The following is an 18,235-nucleotide window of genomic DNA, read 5'->3' on the forward strand; positions in this document are numbered from 1 at the left end:
TGCGGCCGTCCGTGTTGCTGGAAGGGCCCGGTCAGCTGGCCTGAGGCGTCTCGGCGGTGGCCAGTGTTTCCAGGTCCTCTTCGGCGAGTTGCCGGGGCGTGGCCCGGGCCCGGGTGGCCACCAGTTCGCGGAGGGTGTCGCCGTGGTCCCAGGAGTTGACGTTCAGGGCGGCGGTGATGTGGCCGTCGCGGAGCCAGAAGGCGAGGAACTCGCGGGTGGTGGGGTCGCCGCGGAGGACGAGTTCGTCGTGGTCGGGGTCGGCGAGGCCGCGGTATTCGCAGCCGAGTTCGTACTGGTCGGAGAAGAAGTAGGGGTCGGCGGTGTAGGGGGCGTCGGCGCCGAGGAGGTTGGCGGCGACGTGGGCACCCTGGTTCTTGGCGTTGGCCCAGTGGTCGACGCGGACACGGCCGTCGTAGCGGGGATGGTCGTGGGCGGCGATGTCGCCGACCGCGTAGACGTCCGGGGCGGAGGTGCGCAGCGTGGCGTCGACGGCCACGCCGCCCGCCGCGAGGGTCAGGCCCGCGGCTTCGGCCAGTTCGGTGCGGGGTACGGCGCCGACTCCGGCGATCACGACGTCGGCGGGCAGTTCCATTCCGTTGGTCAGGCGCACCAGCCCGGTGTCCGCTCCCGTGACGGCCGCGCCGAGGTGGAAGGTGACGCCGTGGTCCGTGTGGAGGGTGCGGAAGACTTCGCCGATCTCGTCGCCCAGGACCCGGCGCAGGGGTGTGCGGCCGGGGTCGATCACGGTCACCCGCGCCCCGCGGGTGCGGGCCGCGGCGGCGGCCTCGCAGCCGATCCAGCCCGCGCCGATGATGACTACGCAGGCGTCGGGGGTCAGTTCGGTGCGCAGGGCCAGGGCGTCGTCCAGGGTGCGCAGGAGGTGGACGCCGGGGCCGGCGAGGCCGGGCAGGCTGCGGGAGCGGGAGCCGGTGGCCAGGAGGAGGCGGTCGTAGGGGTGTTCCGTGCCGTCGGCGTCCACGACGGTGTGCTCGGCCGGGCGCAGTGCGGTGATGGCGGTGCCGCGGCGCAGGTCGATCGCGTGGTCGCGGTAGTAGCCGTCCGCGCGGACCCAGTCGGGTTCGTCGCGCTCGCCGAGCAGGATGCCCTTGGACAGCGGCGGGAGTTCGTAGGGGTGGTGGGTTTCCTGGCCGAACAGGGTCACCTCGCCGGTGAAGCCCTGTTCGCGCAGTGCGGCGGCCGCCGACGCGCCGGCCAGTCCCGCTCCGACGATCACCACGCGGTGCGGTGTGCTCATGACGTCTCCTGTACGAAGGATGCGGGGGCGCTGCTATCGGTGTACGCCGGTGAGGGCCAGGAACTCGTGCCGGGAGGCCGGGTTGTTCCGCAGGGTGCCGAGCAGGGTGGAGGTGACGGTCCTCGATCCGGTGGCCTGCACCCCGCGCAGGGTCATGCAGGTGTGTTCGGCCTCGATGACCACCCCGACGCCCTTGGGCTGGAGGTGGTGGGCGATCCAGTCCGCGGTCTGTTTGGTGAGCCGTTCCTGGACCTGGGGCCGGCAGGCGAAGTGCTCCACGACCCGGGCCAGCTTCGACAGGCCGAGGATCCGGGCGCCGGGCAGATAACCCACGTGGGCCACGCCGACGAAGGGCAGCATGTGGTGCTGGCAGACCGACCGGACGGGGATGTCCCGGGCCAGGACGAGTTCGTCGTAGCCCTCCTCGTTGGGGAAGGTGGTCATCCGGAACGGGCGCGCGGTCAGCAGTTCGGCGTACCCGCGGGCCATCCGGCCCGGTGTGTCCCGCGTCCCCTCGGTCTCGTCCAGGACCCCGAGGGCCCGCAGGAACTCCCGCGCGGCCTGTTCGGCGGCCTCCAGGTCGGGGCCGGTCGACTCCTGCACCACCTGCAGCACGGCCGTGGCGTTCACTCGTCCACCCCCGCGCCGGTGCCGCCGCGGCGTCCGTGCCAGGCGGTGTCGTAGACGACGGCGAGCCGGGCCAGGGTGAGCGCGCCGAGGAGCAGGCCGAAGTCGCGGAGCGCCACGTCGTAGAACCCGGAGTAGGTCAGCAGGTTCACGATGATGCCGGTGAGCCAGAGGGCGACGACGTACGCCGCGTAGCGCGGCTTGATGGCCACGGCGATGCCCGCGACGATCTCGATCGCGCCGACGACGTACATGGCGGTCTGCGCGGAGAAGGGCAGCAGGTCGACGATCCAGGGCGCGAGGTAGTGCGGCCAGTCGGTGAGCGCGTTGGCGAACTTGTCGGCGCCCATCCAGATCGGCAGCACCGCGTACCCGATGCGCATCAGCCAGAAGGCGCCGTAGGCCGGTTCGCGGCGGGCCCGGCGCAGGATCTCTTCCCCGGAGTGCGCGCTCGGGGGGTCCACGGGCACAGCAGGAGCAGCCATGACGGCCTCCTCGTGTCGACGTGCCGACTGTATCGGCAAGTTCTTTTATTTTTAGAGATTGGACACACCACCTCTCATTTGTCAAATCTCATTGGTGTTACAGTTGACGCGTGGGTACGAGCGAGGGCCGTGACAGGGATGCGATCAGCGAGCTGAGCAGCCTGGAGGACGCGGTGCGGCGGCGGCTGTACGCGTACGTCGGCAGCTGTGACGACCCGGTGGACCGGGAGGACGCCGCGCGAGCGGCGGGCATCAGCCGCACGCTGGCCGCCTACCACCTGGACAAGCTGGCCGACGCCGGGCTGCTGGACGTCAGTTACGCCCGCGCCGCCGGGCGGGGCGGCCCGGGCGCGGGCCGGCCCGCCAAGCGCTACGCGCGCGCGGAGCGGGAGCTGACCGTCAGCGTGCCCCCGCGCGACTACGGCCTGCTGGCCGAGGTGCTGGCCGGGGCGATGGCCGCCGACCGGTCCGGGACCGCGCGGGAGGCGGTGGCCGAGGCCGCGCGCGCGACCGGGCGGGCGGCGGGCGGCCCGGACCTGACGGCCGCGCTGACCGCGTGCGGCTACGAGCCCTCACCCACCGATGACGGCACCATCGACCTGCGCAACTGCCCCTTCCACCGGCTCGCCCGCGAGCACACCGAACTGGTCTGCTGGCTCAACCTGCACCTGGTGCGCGGCATGCTCGAAGCGGGCGGCCAGCCTCCCGCTCGCGCGGTCCTGGCCCCGCGTCCCGGCCGCTGCTGCGTGGTGGTCGACCCCGCCCAGCCAGAGCCAGAGCCCGAGCCAGAGCCAGAGCCCTAGCCGCAGCCGCAGCCGCAGTAGTGCTACGGCACACGCAGGGCTCTGCGTCAGCGCATGGAAAGGGCCGCGCCACCCCGTCAAGGGGAGCGCGGCCCGCTGCTGCTCGTGTGCTCAGCCGCCCAGCAGCTGCGTCACGCTGCCCACCACGGGGATCTCGCCCACCGACTCCGCCTCGGCGACGGGGGCCGTCACCATCCGGGAGCCGACCGGCTTGAAGTCGGCGAGCTGGGTGCCGACGCCGTTGTCGAGGGGGTCGACGCCCGTACCCGCCAGCGGGTTGGGCTTGAGGCCGGCCACCGGGCCGGTGACGTAGCCGGCCGTGCCGGTCAGGGACGCGAGACCGGCCTCCGGGTTGATGTTGCCGAGCGAGGTCGGGCGCCAGGGCACGTTCACGAGCTCGGCGGCGCCGGAGTCCGCGTGGGCCGTGGCCGCGCCCGCTCCCAGGGCCGCGCCCGCGGTCGCCAGGGCGATCAGGGCCCGCTGTGCGACCGGGTGCTGGGACGAAGTGTGTCGGGCCATCGCTGGTGCCGCCTTCTGGTGCGCAGGGTAATACGGTCGACACGTAGGGTAGTTGAGGTGTGACGCGCGCACCAAAGCCGACCCGCGGGGTCGGCAGCGGCGCCCCCATGCGTCAAACTGGTGTTCCGTGAGCCCTCTTCCGCCGTCTCCCGCCCGTGTCGTGCTGCTCTGCGGCCCCTCGGGCTCGGGCAAGTCCCTCGTCGCCGCCCGTTCCGGGCTGCCCGTGCTGCGCCTCGACGACTTCTACAAGGAGGGCGACGACCCGACCCTGCCCCTGGTGGACGGCAGTTCGGACATCGACTGGGACCACCCGCTCTCCTGGGACGCGGACGTGGCCGTCGACGCCATCGCCCGGCTGTGCGCCACCGGCACCACGCCCGTACCGGTGTACGACCTCTCGCTGAGCGCCCGCACCGGCGAGGAGGCCCTGCACATCGGGCGCACCCCGCTGTTCATCGCGGAGGGCATCTTCGCGGCGGAGATCGTCGAACGCTGCCGGGAGCGGGGGGTCCTCGCGGACGCGCTGTGCCTGTCCCGCGGCCCGGTCACCACCTTCCGGCGGCGCTTCCTGCGCGATCTGAAGGAGGGCCGCAAGTCGGTGCCGTTCCTGCTGCGCCGCGGCTGGCGGCTGATGCGTGCCGAGCGGTCGATCGTGGCCCGCCAGGTGTCGCTGGGCGCGCATCCCTGCGGGCGCGAGGAGGCGCTGGGCCGGCTGGCGGCGGCCGCGGGCCGGCAGGTGCGGCAGCGGCAGACGGCGGCGTGAGGCAAGGAAAACGGGACCGGATCGGCCTTCGGCCTTCCGGTCCCGCTCCCTTTTTCACCCCCGTGAGCCCCGATCCCCGTGGGATCCACCCCCCAGTGGCTCCCCCGTGGTCCCCCGTGACCCCGTTTCCCCCCGGTGCTCCCCCTGACCTCAGGCGACCAGTTCGCCGAAGGCGCTCTCCTCGTCACGGCCGAAGCTGAGGACCTCGTCCTCGCGCAGCCGGCGGAGCGACCGCCAGATGCTTGACTTCACCGTGCCGACGCTGATGCCGAGGATGTCCGCGATCTCCGGGTCCGTGCGGCCCTCGTAGTAGCGAAGGACCAGCATGGTGCGCTGGAGCTCGGGCAGCCGGGCCAGCGCCTGCCACAGGACCGCCCGCAGCTCGGTGCCGCGCATCGCGTCCGTGTCGCCGGGCGTCTCCGGCAGTTCCTCGGTCGGGTACTCGTTCAGCTTGCGGCGGCGCCACGCGCTGATGTGCAGGTTCGTCATGGTGCGGCGGAGGTATCCGCCGACGGCGGCCTTGTCGCTGATCCGGTCCCACGCCCGGTACGTCGAGAACAGCGCGCTCTGCAGCAGGTCCTCGGCCTCGAAGCGGTCACCGGTCAGGTGGTAGGCGGTGGCGTACAGGGAGGCGCGGCGCTCCTGGACGTAGGCGGTAAACGCCGCTTCGGCATCTACAGTCTCCGACAGCGAGGCACGCTCCCCCGAGTCCTCCCTGTACGCGGATCCCCCGTGCGTTCCCCCCTCGTGTGCGTCAACCACCGTCATGTACCCGGTGTGCTGACGCCCGGCGCCGCGAGCGCACCCCCGCCCGCTCACGGCGCCGGACTTCTCCGAACCCCGGCCCCCGTTGAGCCCCCCGTTGAGCCCCCCGTTCACGTCGTGCAGACGCGTGATCACTGCGCTGGTGCTGGTGCTGTGCAGCGTGTTCATCTCGCGCCCCCCGTCGTGGACTTCCGGTAGTTCGTCTTGCCTGTGGTGCGGTGTCGCCGTGTTGCGGTGATGCGGTGTTGCCTTGTGCCGAAAAGCTTGCCCGGGGCACTTCATCGCCGTGTCCGCCGACTGTCACAGACCTGTCACAGGGGTTCGTCACATGGTCATCACACGGGGCACACAGGTGGTCGCCGTCCGCGCGGTATCGGGCCCACAGGTCGTACGGCACCCCCTTCATGGGCCAGAATGAGCCTCGTGCCTTCCCTGTTGCTGATCGAGGACGACGACGCCATCCGTACGGCCCTGGAGCTCTCCCTGACCCGCCAGGGACACCGCGTGGCCACCGCTGCCAACGGCGAGGACGGTCTGAAGCTGCTGCGCGAGCAGCGGCCGGACCTGATCGTGCTGGACGTGATGCTGCCCGGCATCGACGGGTTCGAGGTGTGCCGGCGCATCCGGCGCACGGACCAGTTGCCGATCATTCTGCTGACCGCGCGCAGCGACGACATCGACGTGGTCGTGGGGCTGGAGTCCGGCGCCGACGACTACGTGGTCAAACCCGTGCAGGGCCGCGTGCTGGACGCCCGGATCCGGGCCGTGCTGCGGCGCGGGGAGCGCGAGTCCACCGACTCGGCGACCTTCGGCAGCCTGGTCATCGACCGGTCGGCGATGACCGTCACGAAGAACGGCGAGGACCTCCAGCTGACGCCGACCGAGCTGCGGCTGCTGCTGGAGCTGAGCCGGCGGCCCGGTCAGGCGCTGTCCCGGCAGCAGCTGCTGCGGCTGGTGTGGGAGCACGACTACCTGGGCGACTCGCGCCTGGTGGACGCGTGTGTGCAGCGGCTGCGCGCCAAGGTGGAGGACGTGCCGTCGTCCCCGACCCTGATCCGTACGGTCCGTGGTGTCGGCTACCGCCTGGACGCGCCTCAGTGACCGACACGCGAGGGGGGCTGCGCGGCTGGGCCGCGGGGCGCAGGGGAAGTCTGTCGCGGCTCAGGTTCACCAGCCTCCGGCTGCGTCTGGTGGTGGTGTTCGGGCTGGTCGCGCTCACCGCCGCCGTGTCGGCGTCGGGCATCGCCTATTGGCTGAACCGGGAGGCGGTCCTCACCCGCGCCCAGGACGCGGTGCTGCGCGACTTCCAGCAGGAGATGCAGAACCGGGCGGGCGCGCTGCCGGCCCATCCCACGCAGGACGAACTGCAGCGCGCGGCGGGCCAGATGGCGGGCAGCAGCCAGCGCTTCAGCGTGCTGCTGGTCGGGCAGGACGCGAACGGCAAGACGGTCTACGGCAACTCGGGCGCCCTGAACGGGTTCTCGCTGGAGGACGTGCCCAGGTCGCTGCGGACGGCGGTGAACAAGCGACAGAAGGTGTCCGACGGCAACTCGTCGGCGTACCACCTGTACTGGCAGCGGATCGTCGACCACGGCACGCCCTACCTGGTGGCCGGCACGAAGGTCATCGGGGGCGGCCCGACCGGCTACATGGCGAAGTCGCTGGAGCCGGAGGCGAAGGACCTCAACTCGCTGGCCTGGTCGCTGGGGATCGCGACGGGCCTGGCGCTGATCGGCTCCGCGCTGCTGGCGCAGGCCGCCGCCACGACCGTACTGAAGCCCGTGCACCGGCTGGGTGTCGCGGCGCGGCGGCTCGGGGAGGGCAAGCTGGACACCCGGCTCAGGGTGTCCGGGACCGACGAACTCGCCGATCTGTCGCGGACGTTCAACAACGCGGCCGAGGCGCTGGAGAAACGGGTCGCCGACATGGCGGCGCGGGACGACGCGTCCCGCAGGTTCGTCGCCGACATGAGCCACGAGCTGCGGACGCCGCTGACCGCCATCACCGCCGTGACGGAGGTGCTGGAGGAGGAGCTGGAGTTCGAGGGCGGCGGCATCGACCCGATGATCGAGCCCGCGGTGCGGCTCGTGGTGAGCGAGACCCGGCGGCTGAACGACCTCGTCGAGAACCTGATGGAGGTCACCCGCTTCGACGCGGGCACGGCCCGGCTGGTCCTGGACGACGTCGACCTCGCCGACCAGATCACCGCCTGCATCGACGCCCGCGCCTGGCTGGACGCGGTCGAACTCGACGCCGAGCGCGGCATCCACGCCCAGCTCGACCCACGCCGCCTCGACGTGATACTCGCCAACCTGATCGGCAACGCGCTCAAGCACGGCGGGTCCCCGGTGCGGGTGTCCGTGCGCATCGACGGGGACGACCTGGTGATCGCCGTACGCGACCACGGGCCCGGCATCCCGGAGGACGTGCTGCCGCACGTCTTCGACCGCTTCTACAAGGCCAGCGCCTCCCGGCCGCGCTCCGAGGGCAGCGGCCTCGGCCTGTCCATCGCGATGGAGAACGCCCACATCCACGGCGGCGAGATCACCGCGGCCAACTCCCCGGAGGGCGGCGCTGTGTTCACGCTGCGGCTGCCGAGGGACGCGGCCCGGCTCACGGAGGAGGGCGCCGGGGACACCGGGGGTGCCCGGGGCACGGAGGGGGAAGGGGCATGAGCGTACGACGCCTGCTGGCACTGCCCCTCCTCGCCGCGCTGCTCACCGGGTGCGGGATCCGGGCGACCGAGGTGCCGACGGACTTCGGTGGCGCCCCCTCGCGGACGCCGTGCTCGCTGGCGAGCCCCGACACGTCCACGCAGGCCGCGCACGGGGTGCCCGTCCAGGTCTTCCTGCTGTGCGGCTCCCTGGTGACGGTCGACCGCACGGTGCGGGTCCCGGAGGGCACGCCGGACGCGCGGCGCCGGGTGATCGTGGCGCAGGGTCTGCTGGACCAGCTGGCAGCGTCCCCGTCGGCCGCGGAGAAGGCGGCGGGCTACCTGACATACGTGCCCGGCGGCATCGGCGTGACCGGGCCCGGCCCGAAGGACCCCGAGGACACCCTGCGCCTGAGCACACCCCCGGCCAGGCTCACCTCGTACGCCCTGGCCCAGCTCGTCTGCACCCTCTCCGACTCCTCCGCGACCGAGGGCGACGGCTCCGTCATCCTCGGCGGCCCCGCACCCTCCCCCCTGCGCCGCTACGACTGCACCGACGACGTCCGCTCCCACCCGGGCACCACGAAACCGCCGTCCGGCGAGGTCAAGGGCGGCTGAGGGTTCCGCGTGCGCGGGGCTTGGGGCGACTGGGGCCAGGTGGACTCCAAGGGCCGGGGGGCCGGGGGGGCCGGGGCCGGGGGCCGGGGCCGGGGCCGGGGCCAAGGGCCCGGGGCTGGGGGCCAAGGGCCCGGGGTCGAGTGCTACGAGGAGCAGCCGGCGAAGGCCTCGGCTGCGAAGCGCCGCAGCCCGGAGACCGAAACCGGGCCCGGGGACCCAAGACCGACGCCGGGGGCCAGAAGCCGGGGGCCGCCAACCGAGGCCGGGGAACCGGCGCCAGTGCTACGACACGAGACAGTTGACGAAGGCCGGGCCCGCCAAGCGCCACAGCCCGGAAGCCGAAACCGGGCCCAGCGACCCGGGACCGGCGCGGGGCCAGAAGCCGGGGGCCGCCAACCGAGGCCGGGGAACCGGCGCCAGTGCTACGACACGAGACAGTTGACGAAGGCCAGGCCCGCCAAGCGCCGCAGCCCGGAAGCCGAAACCGGGCCCAGCGACCCGGGACCGACGCCGGGGGCCAGAAGCCGGGGGCCGCCAACCGAGGCCGGGGAACCGGGGCGAGTGCTACGGCATGGGGCGGTTGACGCAGGCCGGCGCCGGCCCTCGCGGGGGTGGCCGGTGGGCCGTGGGCGGTTGCTCGTGCGGCGGTGGCCGTCCAGTGGGGGTGGCCGGGCTGGTGTGGTTCGCGGCGCGTGGGGGTGGGGAACCGATCGTGTGTGGGGGTGCGTCTACGGGGGCGTGCAGCGTCAAGGCTTCATCGGTGACAGCGCCGCGGTCCGGGTTCGCGCGGCGGGGGGTGTCCTCCTCGTCGTCCATCTCGCGTTCGTCGCCTGGCTGATGTTGCGGCCCCTGGACGTGCCCTGGGTGACGCCGCCCAACCTGCACCCGCTGGCCGGTATCCGCGCCGACCTGGCGCTGGGCCGGTCCGAGGCGGCCCGGCGGATCGGTGAGGGGCTGGCGCTGCTCGCCCCGCTGGGCGTGCTGCTGCCGATGGCGCACGGCAGGCTCACCGGGTCCCGTCTGGCCTCCCTGGTCCGTACGACGGCCGCGGGCGCCCTCGTCTCGGTCGGCATCGCCCTGCTGCAGACCGGTGTGCCCGGCCGGATCGTGGACGTCGACTCGGTGCTGCTGAACACCGTCGGCGTGGCCGCGGCCCATCTGGTCGTGGTCCCGGTGGGCCGGTCCTGGCTGCTGCGCCGGCGGTGCGCGCGGGACGGCGGTGCCACGAGCGGTCGTACGACCGTCTTCCAGGAGGAGACGGCTCAGGGTAGGACCCCGACGATTCCCAGGGTCGGGATCGCCCCGTAGAGCGACGCTTCGCCCCCGTTCGTCTCCGTACCGTGGAACGCGGATGAGGCAGCCGGCCGGCCGCCTCGCCGGTACTCACGAAGGAGTCGCGGATGTCCCGCCTCGCCCGCCCCACCCACGGCCGCATGATCGGCGGAGTGTGCGCAGCGCTGGCTCGGCGCTTCGGCACCTCGGCGACGACGATGCGGGTGATCTTCCTGCTGTCCTGCCTGCTGCCGGGCCCGCAGTTCCTGCTCTACATAGCCCTGTGGATCCTGCTCCCGGCGGAGGACAAGGCCCGCACGGCCTGGTGACGCGCCCGCACGCCGGCAGGCGATGCGCACGCCGTTGGGGCGCCTCCGATACGAAACCGGGGGCGCCCCAACGGCGTCATGGGGGTTCGGGGCGGGTCAGCCCACCGGGATCCCGTTCACGGGCAGGCCGTGCGTCGGGAGGCCCTTGACCGGCAGCCCGCCGAGCATTCCGGCGACCGGCGCGGTCGGGCCCTTGCTGAGCACCTGGTCGGCGGTCGGCTTGGCCGCGGCGACCCCGGCGCTGAGCGCGCCCTGGCCCTGGCTGAGCGCCTCGGTGGCACCCGGCAGCGCCTGGGAGACGTTCTCGGCCGGCAGCGTCCGGGTGACGGAGTCCAGCGCCTGGGACTGCGGGACGGCCGGGGCCGCGTCGGCCGCGCCCGCGCCGACGGCGGCGAAGGCGGCACCGAGGGCGGCGACACCGAGGGTCTTGGCAGCAGACTGCTTCATGGTGAATGCGTCCTTGAATGCGGAGACGGGTGATCACTGACGATCTGAGCGGTGCCCGACCGTAAACACGGCGGACCTGGCCCCGCAAACACCGAAATGCGGACGACCCGTGAAAGGCCGTCCGCATTCCGTGCGCACCGTTCCCCTCGACTACTCCCCTGAACCGGAAGAACCGCTGGTGGAGGCGGTCTCCCTGAACAGCCATTCGGATTTCAGCTCGGCATACCCGGGCTTCACCACGTCATTGATCATGGCGAGTCGTTCATCGAAAGGAATGAACGCTGATTTCATCGCATTGACGGAGAACCATTGCAGGTCGTCGAGCGTGTATCCGAATGCCTCGACGAGGTGCTCGAATTCCCGGCTCATGCTGGTGTGGGACATCAGCCGGTTGTCCGTGTTGACCGTCGCCCGGAAGTGCAGCCGGCGCAGCAGCCCGATGGGGTGCTCGGCGTAGGAGGCCGCGGCCCCGGTCTGCAGGTTGGAGCTGGGGCACAGCTCCAGCGGGATCCGCTTGTCCCGGACGTACGACGCCAGCCGCCCGAGCCGTACGGAGCCGTCCTCACCGACCTCGATGTCGTCGATGATCCGCACGCCGTGCCCGAGCCGGTCGGCGCCGCACCACTGCAGGGCCTGCCAGATGGAGGGCAGCCCGAAGGCCTCCCCGGCGTGGATGGTGAAGTGGTTGTTCTCCCGCTTCAGGTACTCGAACGCGTCCAGGTGCCGGGTGGGCGGGTGGCCGGCCTCGGCGCCGGCGATGTCGAAGCCGACGACGCCGGAGTCCCGGTAGCGGTTGGCGAGTTCGGCGATCTCCAGGGACCGGGCGGCGTGCCGCATCGCGGTGAGCAGGGCGCCGACCCTGATCCGGCGGCCGTTCTCGCGGGCCAGCCGCTCGCCCTGCCGGAACCCCTCGTTGACCGCCTCGACGACCTCTTCGAGGCTCAAGGCCCCGTCCAGGTGCTGCTCGGGGGCGTACCGCACCTCGGCGTACACGACGCCGTCCTCGGCGAGGTCCTCGGCGCACTCGCGGGCGACCCGGACCAGCGCGTCCCGGTTCTGCATCACGCCGACGGTGTGCGAGAACGTCTCCAGGTACCGCTCCAGCGAGCCGGAGTCTGCGGCCTCCCGGAACCAGAGGCCCAGCTTGTCCGGGTCGGTGTCCGGGAGCTGGGTGTAGCCGGCCTCGTGGGCGAGTTCGACGACGGTTCCGGGGCGGAGACCGCCGTCGAGATGATCGTGCAGCAGAACCTTGGGAGCGCGGCGGATCTGGTCCTCGGTCGGGATGTTCCTCGGAGCGTTCCCCGGGCTGGTCCCCGTCGGTGCAGTCTGGCTCGTCATCTCCGCACTTTAACGCCTACGCGCGTAGAGAGCGCCTTGTCGGCGCGATGTCCCGTGATGTCGCGGCCTGTGCCGCTCGACGCGCCCCGGATTTCCGCCGATACCCAACAGTGACCGCCGGGACAGGTTTGGACCACGGCGCCTTCTGACACTGTTCTGGCATGGGAGAGCGAACGACGCCGGCCCGAACGGCCAGGCTCGGCAAGGCAGTCGGAGCACAACCGGCGACCGCGTGCGGGGCGGTCCTGCTGCTCCCCGGCGGTGAGGAGGCCTCCGTCCGGCGGCCGTCCGCCGTCCGGGCGACGGCCCACATCCGCTCCCTCGGCCGCCGGCTCGCCCGCGCCGGGCGGCCGGAGGGGCTCGCCGTCCACCCCGTCCACTACCGCTACCGGGGCTGGAACGGCACCGACGCGCACCCCGCCGCCGACGCGGCCTGGGCCGTCGACGAGCTCGTACGACGCTACGGCGACGTTCCCGTGTGCCTGGTCGGACTCGACATGGGCGGCCGCGCGGCCCTCCGCTCGGCCGGGCACGAGGCCGTCAACTCGGTGGTGGCCATCGCGCCCTGGCTGCCCGAGGACGATGTGGCCGCGCCGGCCGAGCCGGTGAAGCAGCTGGTGGGGCGGCGGGTGCTGATCGTGCACGGCACGAACGACGAACGGACCGACCCCGAGCTGTCGTTCCGGCTGGCGGCGCGGGCGAAGAAGGCGAACCGGGACGTGTGCCGGTTCGAGGTCCACTCGGACGGGCACGGGTTGCGGCAGCACCGGGAGGAAGTGCGGTGCCTGGCGGTGGACTTCGTGCTGGGGGCGTTGTTCGGGTGCCGGGTGTCTCGGCCGGTCGAGGACGCGCTTGCGGCTCCGCCTCCTATTGGGCTTCGGATGCCGTTGGCTTCTGGGTTCGGGAAGTCGGTGCGGCGGTAGCGCCGTTGCCCGGTCGGTTGTTCGGCGGGTGCGGGTTGTCGTCGCTTCTCGCGCAGTTCCCCGCGCCCCTTAGGTGGGTAGTAGTTGGCCTCTCTTTGAGAGGAGGAACTTCTTGAAGGCGGCTACGGGTGGGGTGTCGGGGCGGTCGGCGAGCCAGGCTACGCCGATTTCTCGGGCTGCCTTGGGGGCGGTGACCGTGAGTTCCACGACGCCGGGTCTGGGGACCGTGGGGGGTGGGAGGAGGGCGACGCCGAGGCCGGCCGCCACCAGGCCGCGGAGCGTCTCCGCCTCCTCGCCCTCGAAGGCGACCCGGGGGCGGAAGCCGGCCTGGCTGCAGAGGTCGTCGGTGATGCGGCGCAGGCCGTAGCCGGGTTCCAGGGTGACGAAGGTTTCGTCGGCGGCCTCGGCGAGGCGGATGCGTCTCCGGGCGGCCAGGGAGTGGTCCGCGGGGACGACCAGGCGGAGTTTCTGTTCGTCCAGCCGGCGGGCGACGAGGTCGGGGGCGTCAGGGACCGGGGAGGTCAGGCAGAGGTCGAGTTCACCGGCGCGGAGGCGTTCCAGCATGGCCTCGCCGTAGTTCTGGACGAGGCTGAAGCGGATACGGGGGTGGTCGGCGCGGAAGGCGTGCAGGAGGCCGGGTACGGTCTCGGCGCCCATGGTGTGCAGGAAGCCGAAGGCGACCTTGCCGGTGGCCGGGTCGGCGTCGGCGCGGACCTCCTCGGCGGCCCGCTCGATCTCGGCGAGGGCCCGCTCGACCGATACCAGGAAGGTGCGGCCTGCGGGGGTGAGGGAGACGGTACGGCCGTGCCGGGCGAACAGGTCGACGCCGAGGTCCTGTTCCAGGCGGGCCATCGCGCGGGACAGGGTCGACTGGGGGACGTTCAGGTCCCGGGCGGCGCGGGTGACGTGTTCGGTGCGGGCGACCCCGGCGAAGTGGGCGAGGCGTGGCGCGAGCAACAGCGCCATGTCTTCTGTGTCACCGGACGGTGACAGGCGGGGCTGTGACCTCTGCTGATGCTGCATGGGAACGATTATGACGATTCCATGCATTGGACGGATGAGCGGGCCGTCCGTAGCTTCGAGGCATGTCTCCCGCCAGTACCGGGGCGCTCACCCGCGTGAGCGCCGTACCGTCCGCCTCCGTCCCCGACTCCGACCCCGCCGCGACCGTCGACGCGCGCATGTTCCCCGGCGGTCCCGGCTACCGCCGGATGAGCTTCGCCCTCTTCCTCGCCGGTGTCGCGACGTTCGCGCTGCTGTACTCCACCCAGGCCCTGCTGCCGCTGATCTCCGGTGAGTTCGGGGTCGCGGCGGGCGAGGCGAGCTGGACGGTGGCGGCGGCGACCGGCGGTCTGGCCCTGTTCGTGCTGCCGATGAGCGCCCTGTCCGAGCGGTTCGGCCGGCGTACGGTCATGACGGGGTCGCTCGCCGTCGCGGTGGCCGTGGGACTGGTGGTGCCGTTCGCGCCGTCGATCGGGGCGCTGGTGGCGCTGCGGGCGGTGCAGGGCGCGGCGCTCGCCGGGCTGCCGGCGTCGGCGACGGCGTACCTGGCGGAGGAGGTCCGGCCGAAGGCGCTGGTCACGGCGATCGGGCTGTTCGTCGCGGGCAACAGCGTGGGCGGGATGAGCGGCCGGGTCATCACCGGCTGGGTCGCGCAGGCGTGGGGCTGGCGGGTCGCCGTCGGTGTCGTGGGTGTGATCGCGGTGGGGTGCGCGGTGGCGTTCCGGCTGCTGCTGCCGGCGCCGCGGCACTTCACGGCCGGTTCGCTGCGGCCGCGGGTGCTGGCCGGTACCGTCCGCGGCCATCTGACCGACCCACTGCTGCGCCGGCTGTACGTGATCGGCGCGCTGTTCATGGTGGTGTTCGGCGGCGTCTACACGGTGATCGGCTACCGCCTGACGGGGGCGCCGTTCGGTCTCCCCCAGGGCATCGTCGGCTCGGTCTTCCTGGTCTACCTGGTGGGGACGGTGTCCGCGTCGACCGCCGGGCGCCTGGTGGGCCGGCTCGGACGCCGGGGCGCGCTGTACCTGGCGGCCGGAACGACGGCGGCGGGGCTGCTGCTGTCCCTGGCCGGCTCACTGCCGCTGGTACTGCTGGGTCTGGTGCTGATCACGGCGGGGTTCTTCGCGGGGCACGCGGTGGCGTCGTCGGCGGTGAGCAAGACGGCCACGCACGGCCGCGCCCAGGCCGCCGCGCTGTACCAGTCGACGTACTACATCGGTTCCAGCGCGGGCAGCACGGTGGGCGCGATGGCGTTCCACGCGGGCGGCTGGGGCGGCACGGTCGGGGTCGGTGGCCTGGCGGTGCTGGGCGTCGTGGCGATCACGGTCCTCGGCTCCCGGGCGGCCCGGGTGGCGGCGACGGGCGCGGAGCCGACGGCACTGCGCTGACCTGCTGTTTCTCCGTTCCGCAGGCCGAATGTCAGTGGGGCGCGGTAGCGTCCGTCTTGTCATTGAACGAGCGCACCGGCGCTGCGGGACGGCCACAGGGGCGGGTGGACGACGATGGGCAACGGCACGGCGACGGCGGACCTGGACGTCGCACTGGAGAAGCACCGGACCGAGCTGACCGGGTACTGCTACCGGATGCTCGGCTCGTCCTTCGAGGCCGAGGACGCGGTGCAGGACACCCTGGTGCGGGCCTGGCGGAGCTACGAGAAGTTCGAGGGCCGCTCGTCGCTGCGATCGTGGCTGTACCGGATCGCGACGAACGTGTGCCTGGACATGTTGTCGGCCGGGAGCAAGCGGGCCCGGCCGATGGACCTGACGGAGTCGACGCCGCTCGCGCAGGCGGCCCTGGCGCCGCGCCCGGACCACACGTGGCTGGAGCCGGTGCCGGACGCGCGCGTGCTGCCGACGACCGGTGATCCGGCGGAGGCCGCCGTCGCCAAGGAGTCGGTGCGGCTGGCGTTCATGGCGGCCCTCCAGCAACTGCCGCCCAAGCAGCGGGCGGTGCTGATCCTGCGCGAGGTGCTGGCCTGGAAGGCGAGCGAGGTGGCCGAGCTGCTGGGGACGACGGTCGCGTCGGTCAACAGCGCGTTGCAGCGGGCGCGGGCGACGCTCGCCGAGCGCGGGGACGCCGGGCCGGCCGGGGCGGTGTCCGATCCGCTGGACGAGGAGCAGCAAAGGCTCCTGGAGCGCTATGTGAAGGCGTTCGAGGGCTACGACATGTCGGCGCTGACGGAGCTGCTGCACGAGGACGCGGTGATGACGATGCCGCCGTTCGACCTGTGGCTGCGCGGTCCGGCGGACATCACCGGTTTCATGACGACGCTGGGTGCCTCCTGCGCGGGTTCCCGGCTGCTGCCGGTCACGGCGAACGGGCTGCCGGGCTTCGCCCACTACAAGCCGGACGAGGAGGCGGGCGGCTTCACTCCGTGGGCGGTGCAGGTGCTGGAGCTGTCAGAGGGCCGTATCACCGGTTTCCACTGCTTCCTCGACTGCGAGCGCTGGTTCCCCCTCTTCGGCCTGCCCCTCCACCTGGAGGCGTAGCCCGACGAGGTCCAGCAGGGAGAGTAGGCCGGGGGCGGGTGCGCGCAGCCTGATCCGCCCGCCGCCGCGCCGGGCGGCCAGCTGCAGCCGGGCCAGCACCTCGACGGCCCCCAGCCCCGGCGCCCTGACCGCCCCGACGTCGCACACCACGACACCGCCGCCCGCCACCAGCTCCCCCACGGCGGCACACCAGCCCGCCACCTCGTCCCGCGCGAGCGGACCGGGGCCGGGCAGCACGAGCACGGGCGGTGTCCTGGCATCCACGTCCGGTAGACCGCCGTGAGGGGCGGAACTCATCGGCCGGGGTCCGGCGAGGATCACATTGACCTGGCGGGGCCGCGCCCCGGAGGGTTGGGGCGTGCAGGGGGTCTTGAGCGGGTTCGCAGTGATCGCGGTCGTCATCGGGGTGGGCTATGTGCTCGGGTGGCGCGGGCTGCTCGGTGAGCAGGCCGGGGAGGTGCTGACGCGGCTGGCGTTCACGGTGGCCGGTCCGGCCCTGCTCTTCACGACCCTCGCGAAGGCCGATCTGACGCTGCTGTTCTCCAGCCGGCTGCTGGTGACCGCGTTGAGCACGGTGGCCGTCTCCGGTGTGTTCCTGGCGGTGGGCGCGGTACGGCACTGGGGCATGGGCCGGACCACGATCGGCGCCCTGTGCTCCGGTTACGTCAACTCGGGCAACCTGGGGATTCCCATCGCCGCGTACGTCCTGGGCGACGCGTCCCTGGTGGCGCCGGTCCTGCTGTTCCAGGTCGTCCTGGTCACGCCGGTCGCGCTCACGGTGCTGGACCTGTCCGGCATGGGCGAGAAGGGCTCCGCGTGGCGGCGGGCGCTGACCCCGCTGCGCAATCCGATAGCGGTGGGCTCCCTGTCGGGCGTGGTCGTCTCGGCGGCGGGCTGGCGCATTCCGGGCCCGGTGCTGGAGCCCCTCACCCTGATCGGCAACATGTCCGTGCCGGCGGCCCTGCTGGTGTTCGGCATGTCCCTGCACGGCAGCGCGGCCCCCGGCCGGGGCCGGGACCGCAACCTGGTCCTGCTCTCCGTGGCCCTGAAGTCAGTCGGCCAGCCCCTGGCGGCCTGGGCCCTGGCCAGTGCCGTCTTCGGCCTCCACGGCGCCCCCCTCCTCGACGTGGTCGTCACCTCGGCGCTCCCCGCCGCCCAGAACCTCTTCACCTACGCCAAGCGCTACCACGTCGCCGAATCCCTGGCCCGCGAGTCCATCCTGCTGTCCACGGTGGTGTCGGTGCCGGTGCTGGTGGGGGTGGCGGCGGTGCTGGGGTGAGGACTGTCAGTCGACGGGAAACTCGCTTGTGTCGATCACCACGCCGAAGGGAGCGGGCAGTTTGACGGGCTCGCCGAACTTGGCGGTGCTCAGGGGTCGGTAGACATCCCCCTTCGGCTCTCCGTACAGCGTCACGGTGGGGCCATCGGGGGCCCAGCGGTCGACCAGCAGGTACAGCGGGATTCCCGCAGTGGCGTAGGCGGCCGGCTTGCTGATGCGGTCGTGGCGCGCGTTGGACTTGGAGGTCACCTCGACGACCAGTTCGGCGAGGGCGGCTGGAACGTGTGTGTCCGATTCCGCGCACTCCGGCAAAGGAGCTACGACCAGGTCCGGGATGAGCATGCCCAGACGGGAGGGAACAGCGATCGCCAGTGTCTGGAAGATCTCCCAGTCCTCGGGGATCACTGAGTAGAGGCGACGCTGGATACGGGCCGCGATCACGTTGTGGCGCGGGGCGGGAGCAGGTGACACGGTGATGATCCCCTCGATGATCTCCACCTTGCTGCCCTCGGGCCATTCCATCTCCTCCCAGAACCGGACGAGGTCGTCCCAGCTCTGGTCGGGATCCTGGCTCACGGTGAGTGCGCTCATGGCGGTCTCCTATCGGTGCGTCACCGATCCAAGCATGCCGAACGGGACCGGTGGTGGTCTACCGGCCCCGTTCACTC

21 protein-coding genes are annotated in these 18,235 nt (G+C 72.4%); 11 read left to right on the forward strand and 10 right to left on the reverse strand.

The annotated features are described in order from the left end of the window. Positions 1–31 precede the first annotated feature (31 nt). The 3 genes from DBP14_RS11705 to DBP14_RS11715 are packed head-to-tail and all read right to left on the reverse strand — an operon-like array spanning position 32 to position 2,367. Positions 32–1,255 (reverse strand): FAD-dependent oxidoreductase, encoded by a 1,224-nt coding sequence (locus DBP14_RS11705; RefSeq protein ID WP_129307176.1) that lies wholly within the window; start codon positions 1,253–1,255, stop codon positions 32–34. A 33-nt stretch (positions 1,256–1,288) separates the two neighbouring features. Then, a complete protein-coding gene (folE, locus tag DBP14_RS11710) occupies positions 1,289–1,885 on the reverse strand; it encodes a GTP cyclohydrolase I (RefSeq protein ID WP_129307177.1) in 597 nt (198 codons plus the stop codon). Next, positions 1,882–2,367 carry a DoxX family protein gene (locus DBP14_RS11715; protein ID WP_129307178.1) on the reverse strand — a complete coding sequence of 162 codons (486 nt, stop codon included), beginning with the start codon at positions 2,365–2,367 and terminating at the stop codon, positions 1,882–1,884. The genes folE and DBP14_RS11715 overlap by 4 nt, the downstream gene beginning before the upstream one ends. 110 nt (positions 2,368–2,477) lie before the next feature. Here DBP14_RS11715 and DBP14_RS11720 point away from each other — a divergent pair, with 110 nt between their 5' ends. After that, the gene (locus tag DBP14_RS11720; protein WP_129307179.1) at positions 2,478–3,170 is read left to right on the forward strand and encodes a helix-turn-helix domain-containing protein; all 693 of its coding nucleotides are present in this window, start codon (positions 2,478–2,480) and stop codon (positions 3,168–3,170) included. A 111-nt stretch (positions 3,171–3,281) separates the two neighbouring features. On the opposite strand, the gene DBP14_RS11725 is transcribed toward DBP14_RS11720, so the two are convergent. Then, positions 3,282–3,689, reverse strand: a complete 408-nt coding sequence (locus tag DBP14_RS11725) for a hypothetical protein (protein ID WP_129307180.1) — start codon at positions 3,687–3,689, stop codon at positions 3,282–3,284. A gap of 160 nt (positions 3,690–3,849) precedes the next feature. Between DBP14_RS11725 and DBP14_RS11730 the strand changes: the two genes are divergently transcribed. Next, complete coding sequence (locus DBP14_RS11730; protein WP_129311804.1) at positions 3,850–4,452, forward strand: uridine kinase; 603 nt, start codon at positions 3,850–3,852, stop codon at positions 4,450–4,452. A 150-nt stretch (positions 4,453–4,602) separates the two neighbouring features. Here DBP14_RS11730 and DBP14_RS11735 read toward each other — a convergent pair whose 3' ends face one another. Further along, entirely contained in the window at positions 4,603–5,385 is a 783-nt protein-coding gene (locus DBP14_RS11735) for a SigE family RNA polymerase sigma factor (protein ID WP_129307181.1), read from the reverse strand. Between the two features lie 255 nt (positions 5,386–5,640). Here DBP14_RS11735 and afsQ1 point away from each other — a divergent pair, with 255 nt between their 5' ends. The 5 genes from afsQ1 (at position 5,641) to DBP14_RS11765 (ending at position 10,089) form a co-directional block, all read left to right on the forward strand. Further along, positions 5,641–6,318: a two-component system response regulator AfsQ1 gene (gene afsQ1, locus DBP14_RS11740; protein WP_129307182.1), complete on the forward strand. Its 678-nt coding sequence runs from the start codon at positions 5,641–5,643 to the stop codon at positions 6,316–6,318. After that, entirely contained in the window at positions 6,315–7,892 is a 1,578-nt protein-coding gene (locus DBP14_RS11745; protein ID WP_129307183.1) for a HAMP domain-containing sensor histidine kinase, read from the forward strand. The genes afsQ1 and DBP14_RS11745 overlap by 4 nt, the downstream gene beginning before the upstream one ends. Then, positions 7,889–8,488: a hypothetical protein gene (locus DBP14_RS11750; RefSeq protein ID WP_129307184.1), complete on the forward strand. Its 600-nt coding sequence runs from the start codon at positions 7,889–7,891 to the stop codon at positions 8,486–8,488. The genes DBP14_RS11745 and DBP14_RS11750 overlap by 4 nt, the downstream gene beginning before the upstream one ends. Before the next feature lie 738 nt (positions 8,489–9,226). After that, positions 9,227–9,796, forward strand: a complete 570-nt coding sequence (locus DBP14_RS11760; RefSeq protein WP_129307186.1) for a VanZ family protein — start codon at positions 9,227–9,229, stop codon at positions 9,794–9,796. Between the two features lie 92 nt (positions 9,797–9,888). Beyond that, a complete protein-coding gene (locus tag DBP14_RS11765) occupies positions 9,889–10,089 on the forward strand; it encodes a PspC domain-containing protein (RefSeq protein WP_129307187.1) in 201 nt (66 codons plus the stop codon). A gap of 96 nt (positions 10,090–10,185) precedes the next feature. Here the strand turns inward: DBP14_RS11765 and DBP14_RS11770 are convergent, their stop codons facing one another. After that, positions 10,186–10,536: an ATP-binding protein gene (locus DBP14_RS11770; RefSeq protein ID WP_129307188.1), complete on the reverse strand. Its 351-nt coding sequence runs from the start codon at positions 10,534–10,536 to the stop codon at positions 10,186–10,188. A 150-nt stretch (positions 10,537–10,686) separates the two neighbouring features. Beyond that, complete coding sequence (locus tag DBP14_RS11775) at positions 10,687–11,874, reverse strand: adenosine deaminase (protein ID WP_129307189.1); 1,188 nt, start codon at positions 11,872–11,874, stop codon at positions 10,687–10,689. Positions 11,875–12,035: 161 nt separating this feature from the next. Here DBP14_RS11775 and DBP14_RS11780 point away from each other — a divergent pair, with 161 nt between their 5' ends. Then, positions 12,036–12,797 (forward strand): alpha/beta fold hydrolase, encoded by a 762-nt coding sequence (locus tag DBP14_RS11780; RefSeq protein ID WP_129307190.1) that lies wholly within the window; start codon positions 12,036–12,038, stop codon positions 12,795–12,797. A 69-nt stretch (positions 12,798–12,866) separates the two neighbouring features. Here DBP14_RS11780 and DBP14_RS11785 read toward each other — a convergent pair whose 3' ends face one another. Then, positions 12,867–13,820 carry a LysR family transcriptional regulator gene (locus DBP14_RS11785; RefSeq protein ID WP_129307191.1) on the reverse strand — a complete coding sequence of 318 codons (954 nt, stop codon included), beginning with the start codon at positions 13,818–13,820 and terminating at the stop codon, positions 12,867–12,869. A 62-nt stretch (positions 13,821–13,882) separates the two neighbouring features. Here DBP14_RS11785 and DBP14_RS11790 point away from each other — a divergent pair, with 62 nt between their 5' ends. Together DBP14_RS11790 and DBP14_RS11795 are read left to right on the forward strand one after the other, a co-directional pair. Further along, on the forward strand, positions 13,883–15,187 hold the full coding sequence (locus DBP14_RS11790) for an MFS transporter (RefSeq protein ID WP_129307192.1): 1,305 nt from the start codon (positions 13,883–13,885) through the stop codon (positions 15,185–15,187). 114 nt (positions 15,188–15,301) lie between these two features. Beyond that, positions 15,302–16,288, forward strand: a complete 987-nt coding sequence (locus DBP14_RS11795; RefSeq protein ID WP_129307193.1) for a sigma-70 family RNA polymerase sigma factor — start codon at positions 15,302–15,304, stop codon at positions 16,286–16,288. Here DBP14_RS11795 and DBP14_RS11800 read toward each other — a convergent pair. After that, positions 16,199–16,585 carry an STAS domain-containing protein gene (locus DBP14_RS11800; protein ID WP_129307194.1) on the reverse strand — a complete coding sequence of 129 codons (387 nt, stop codon included), beginning with the start codon at positions 16,583–16,585 and terminating at the stop codon, positions 16,199–16,201. The genes DBP14_RS11795 and DBP14_RS11800 overlap by 90 nt on opposite strands. 61 nt (positions 16,586–16,646) lie before the next feature. Between DBP14_RS11800 and DBP14_RS11805 the strand changes: the two genes are divergently transcribed. After that, entirely contained in the window at positions 16,647–17,567 is a 921-nt protein-coding gene (locus tag DBP14_RS11805) for an AEC family transporter (RefSeq protein ID WP_129307195.1), read from the forward strand. Positions 17,568–17,573: 6 nt separating this feature from the next. Here DBP14_RS11805 and DBP14_RS11810 read toward each other — a convergent pair whose 3' ends face one another. Continuing rightward, positions 17,574–18,158, reverse strand: coding sequence for a Uma2 family endonuclease (locus DBP14_RS11810; RefSeq protein WP_129307196.1), 585 nt, complete (start codon positions 18,156–18,158; stop codon positions 17,574–17,576). Positions 18,159–18,235: the final 77 nt, after the last annotated feature.

The sequence above is a fragment of the Streptomyces sp. L2 genome, assembly GCF_004124325.1.
Taxonomy (GTDB): domain Bacteria; phylum Actinomycetota; class Actinomycetes; order Streptomycetales; family Streptomycetaceae; genus Streptomyces.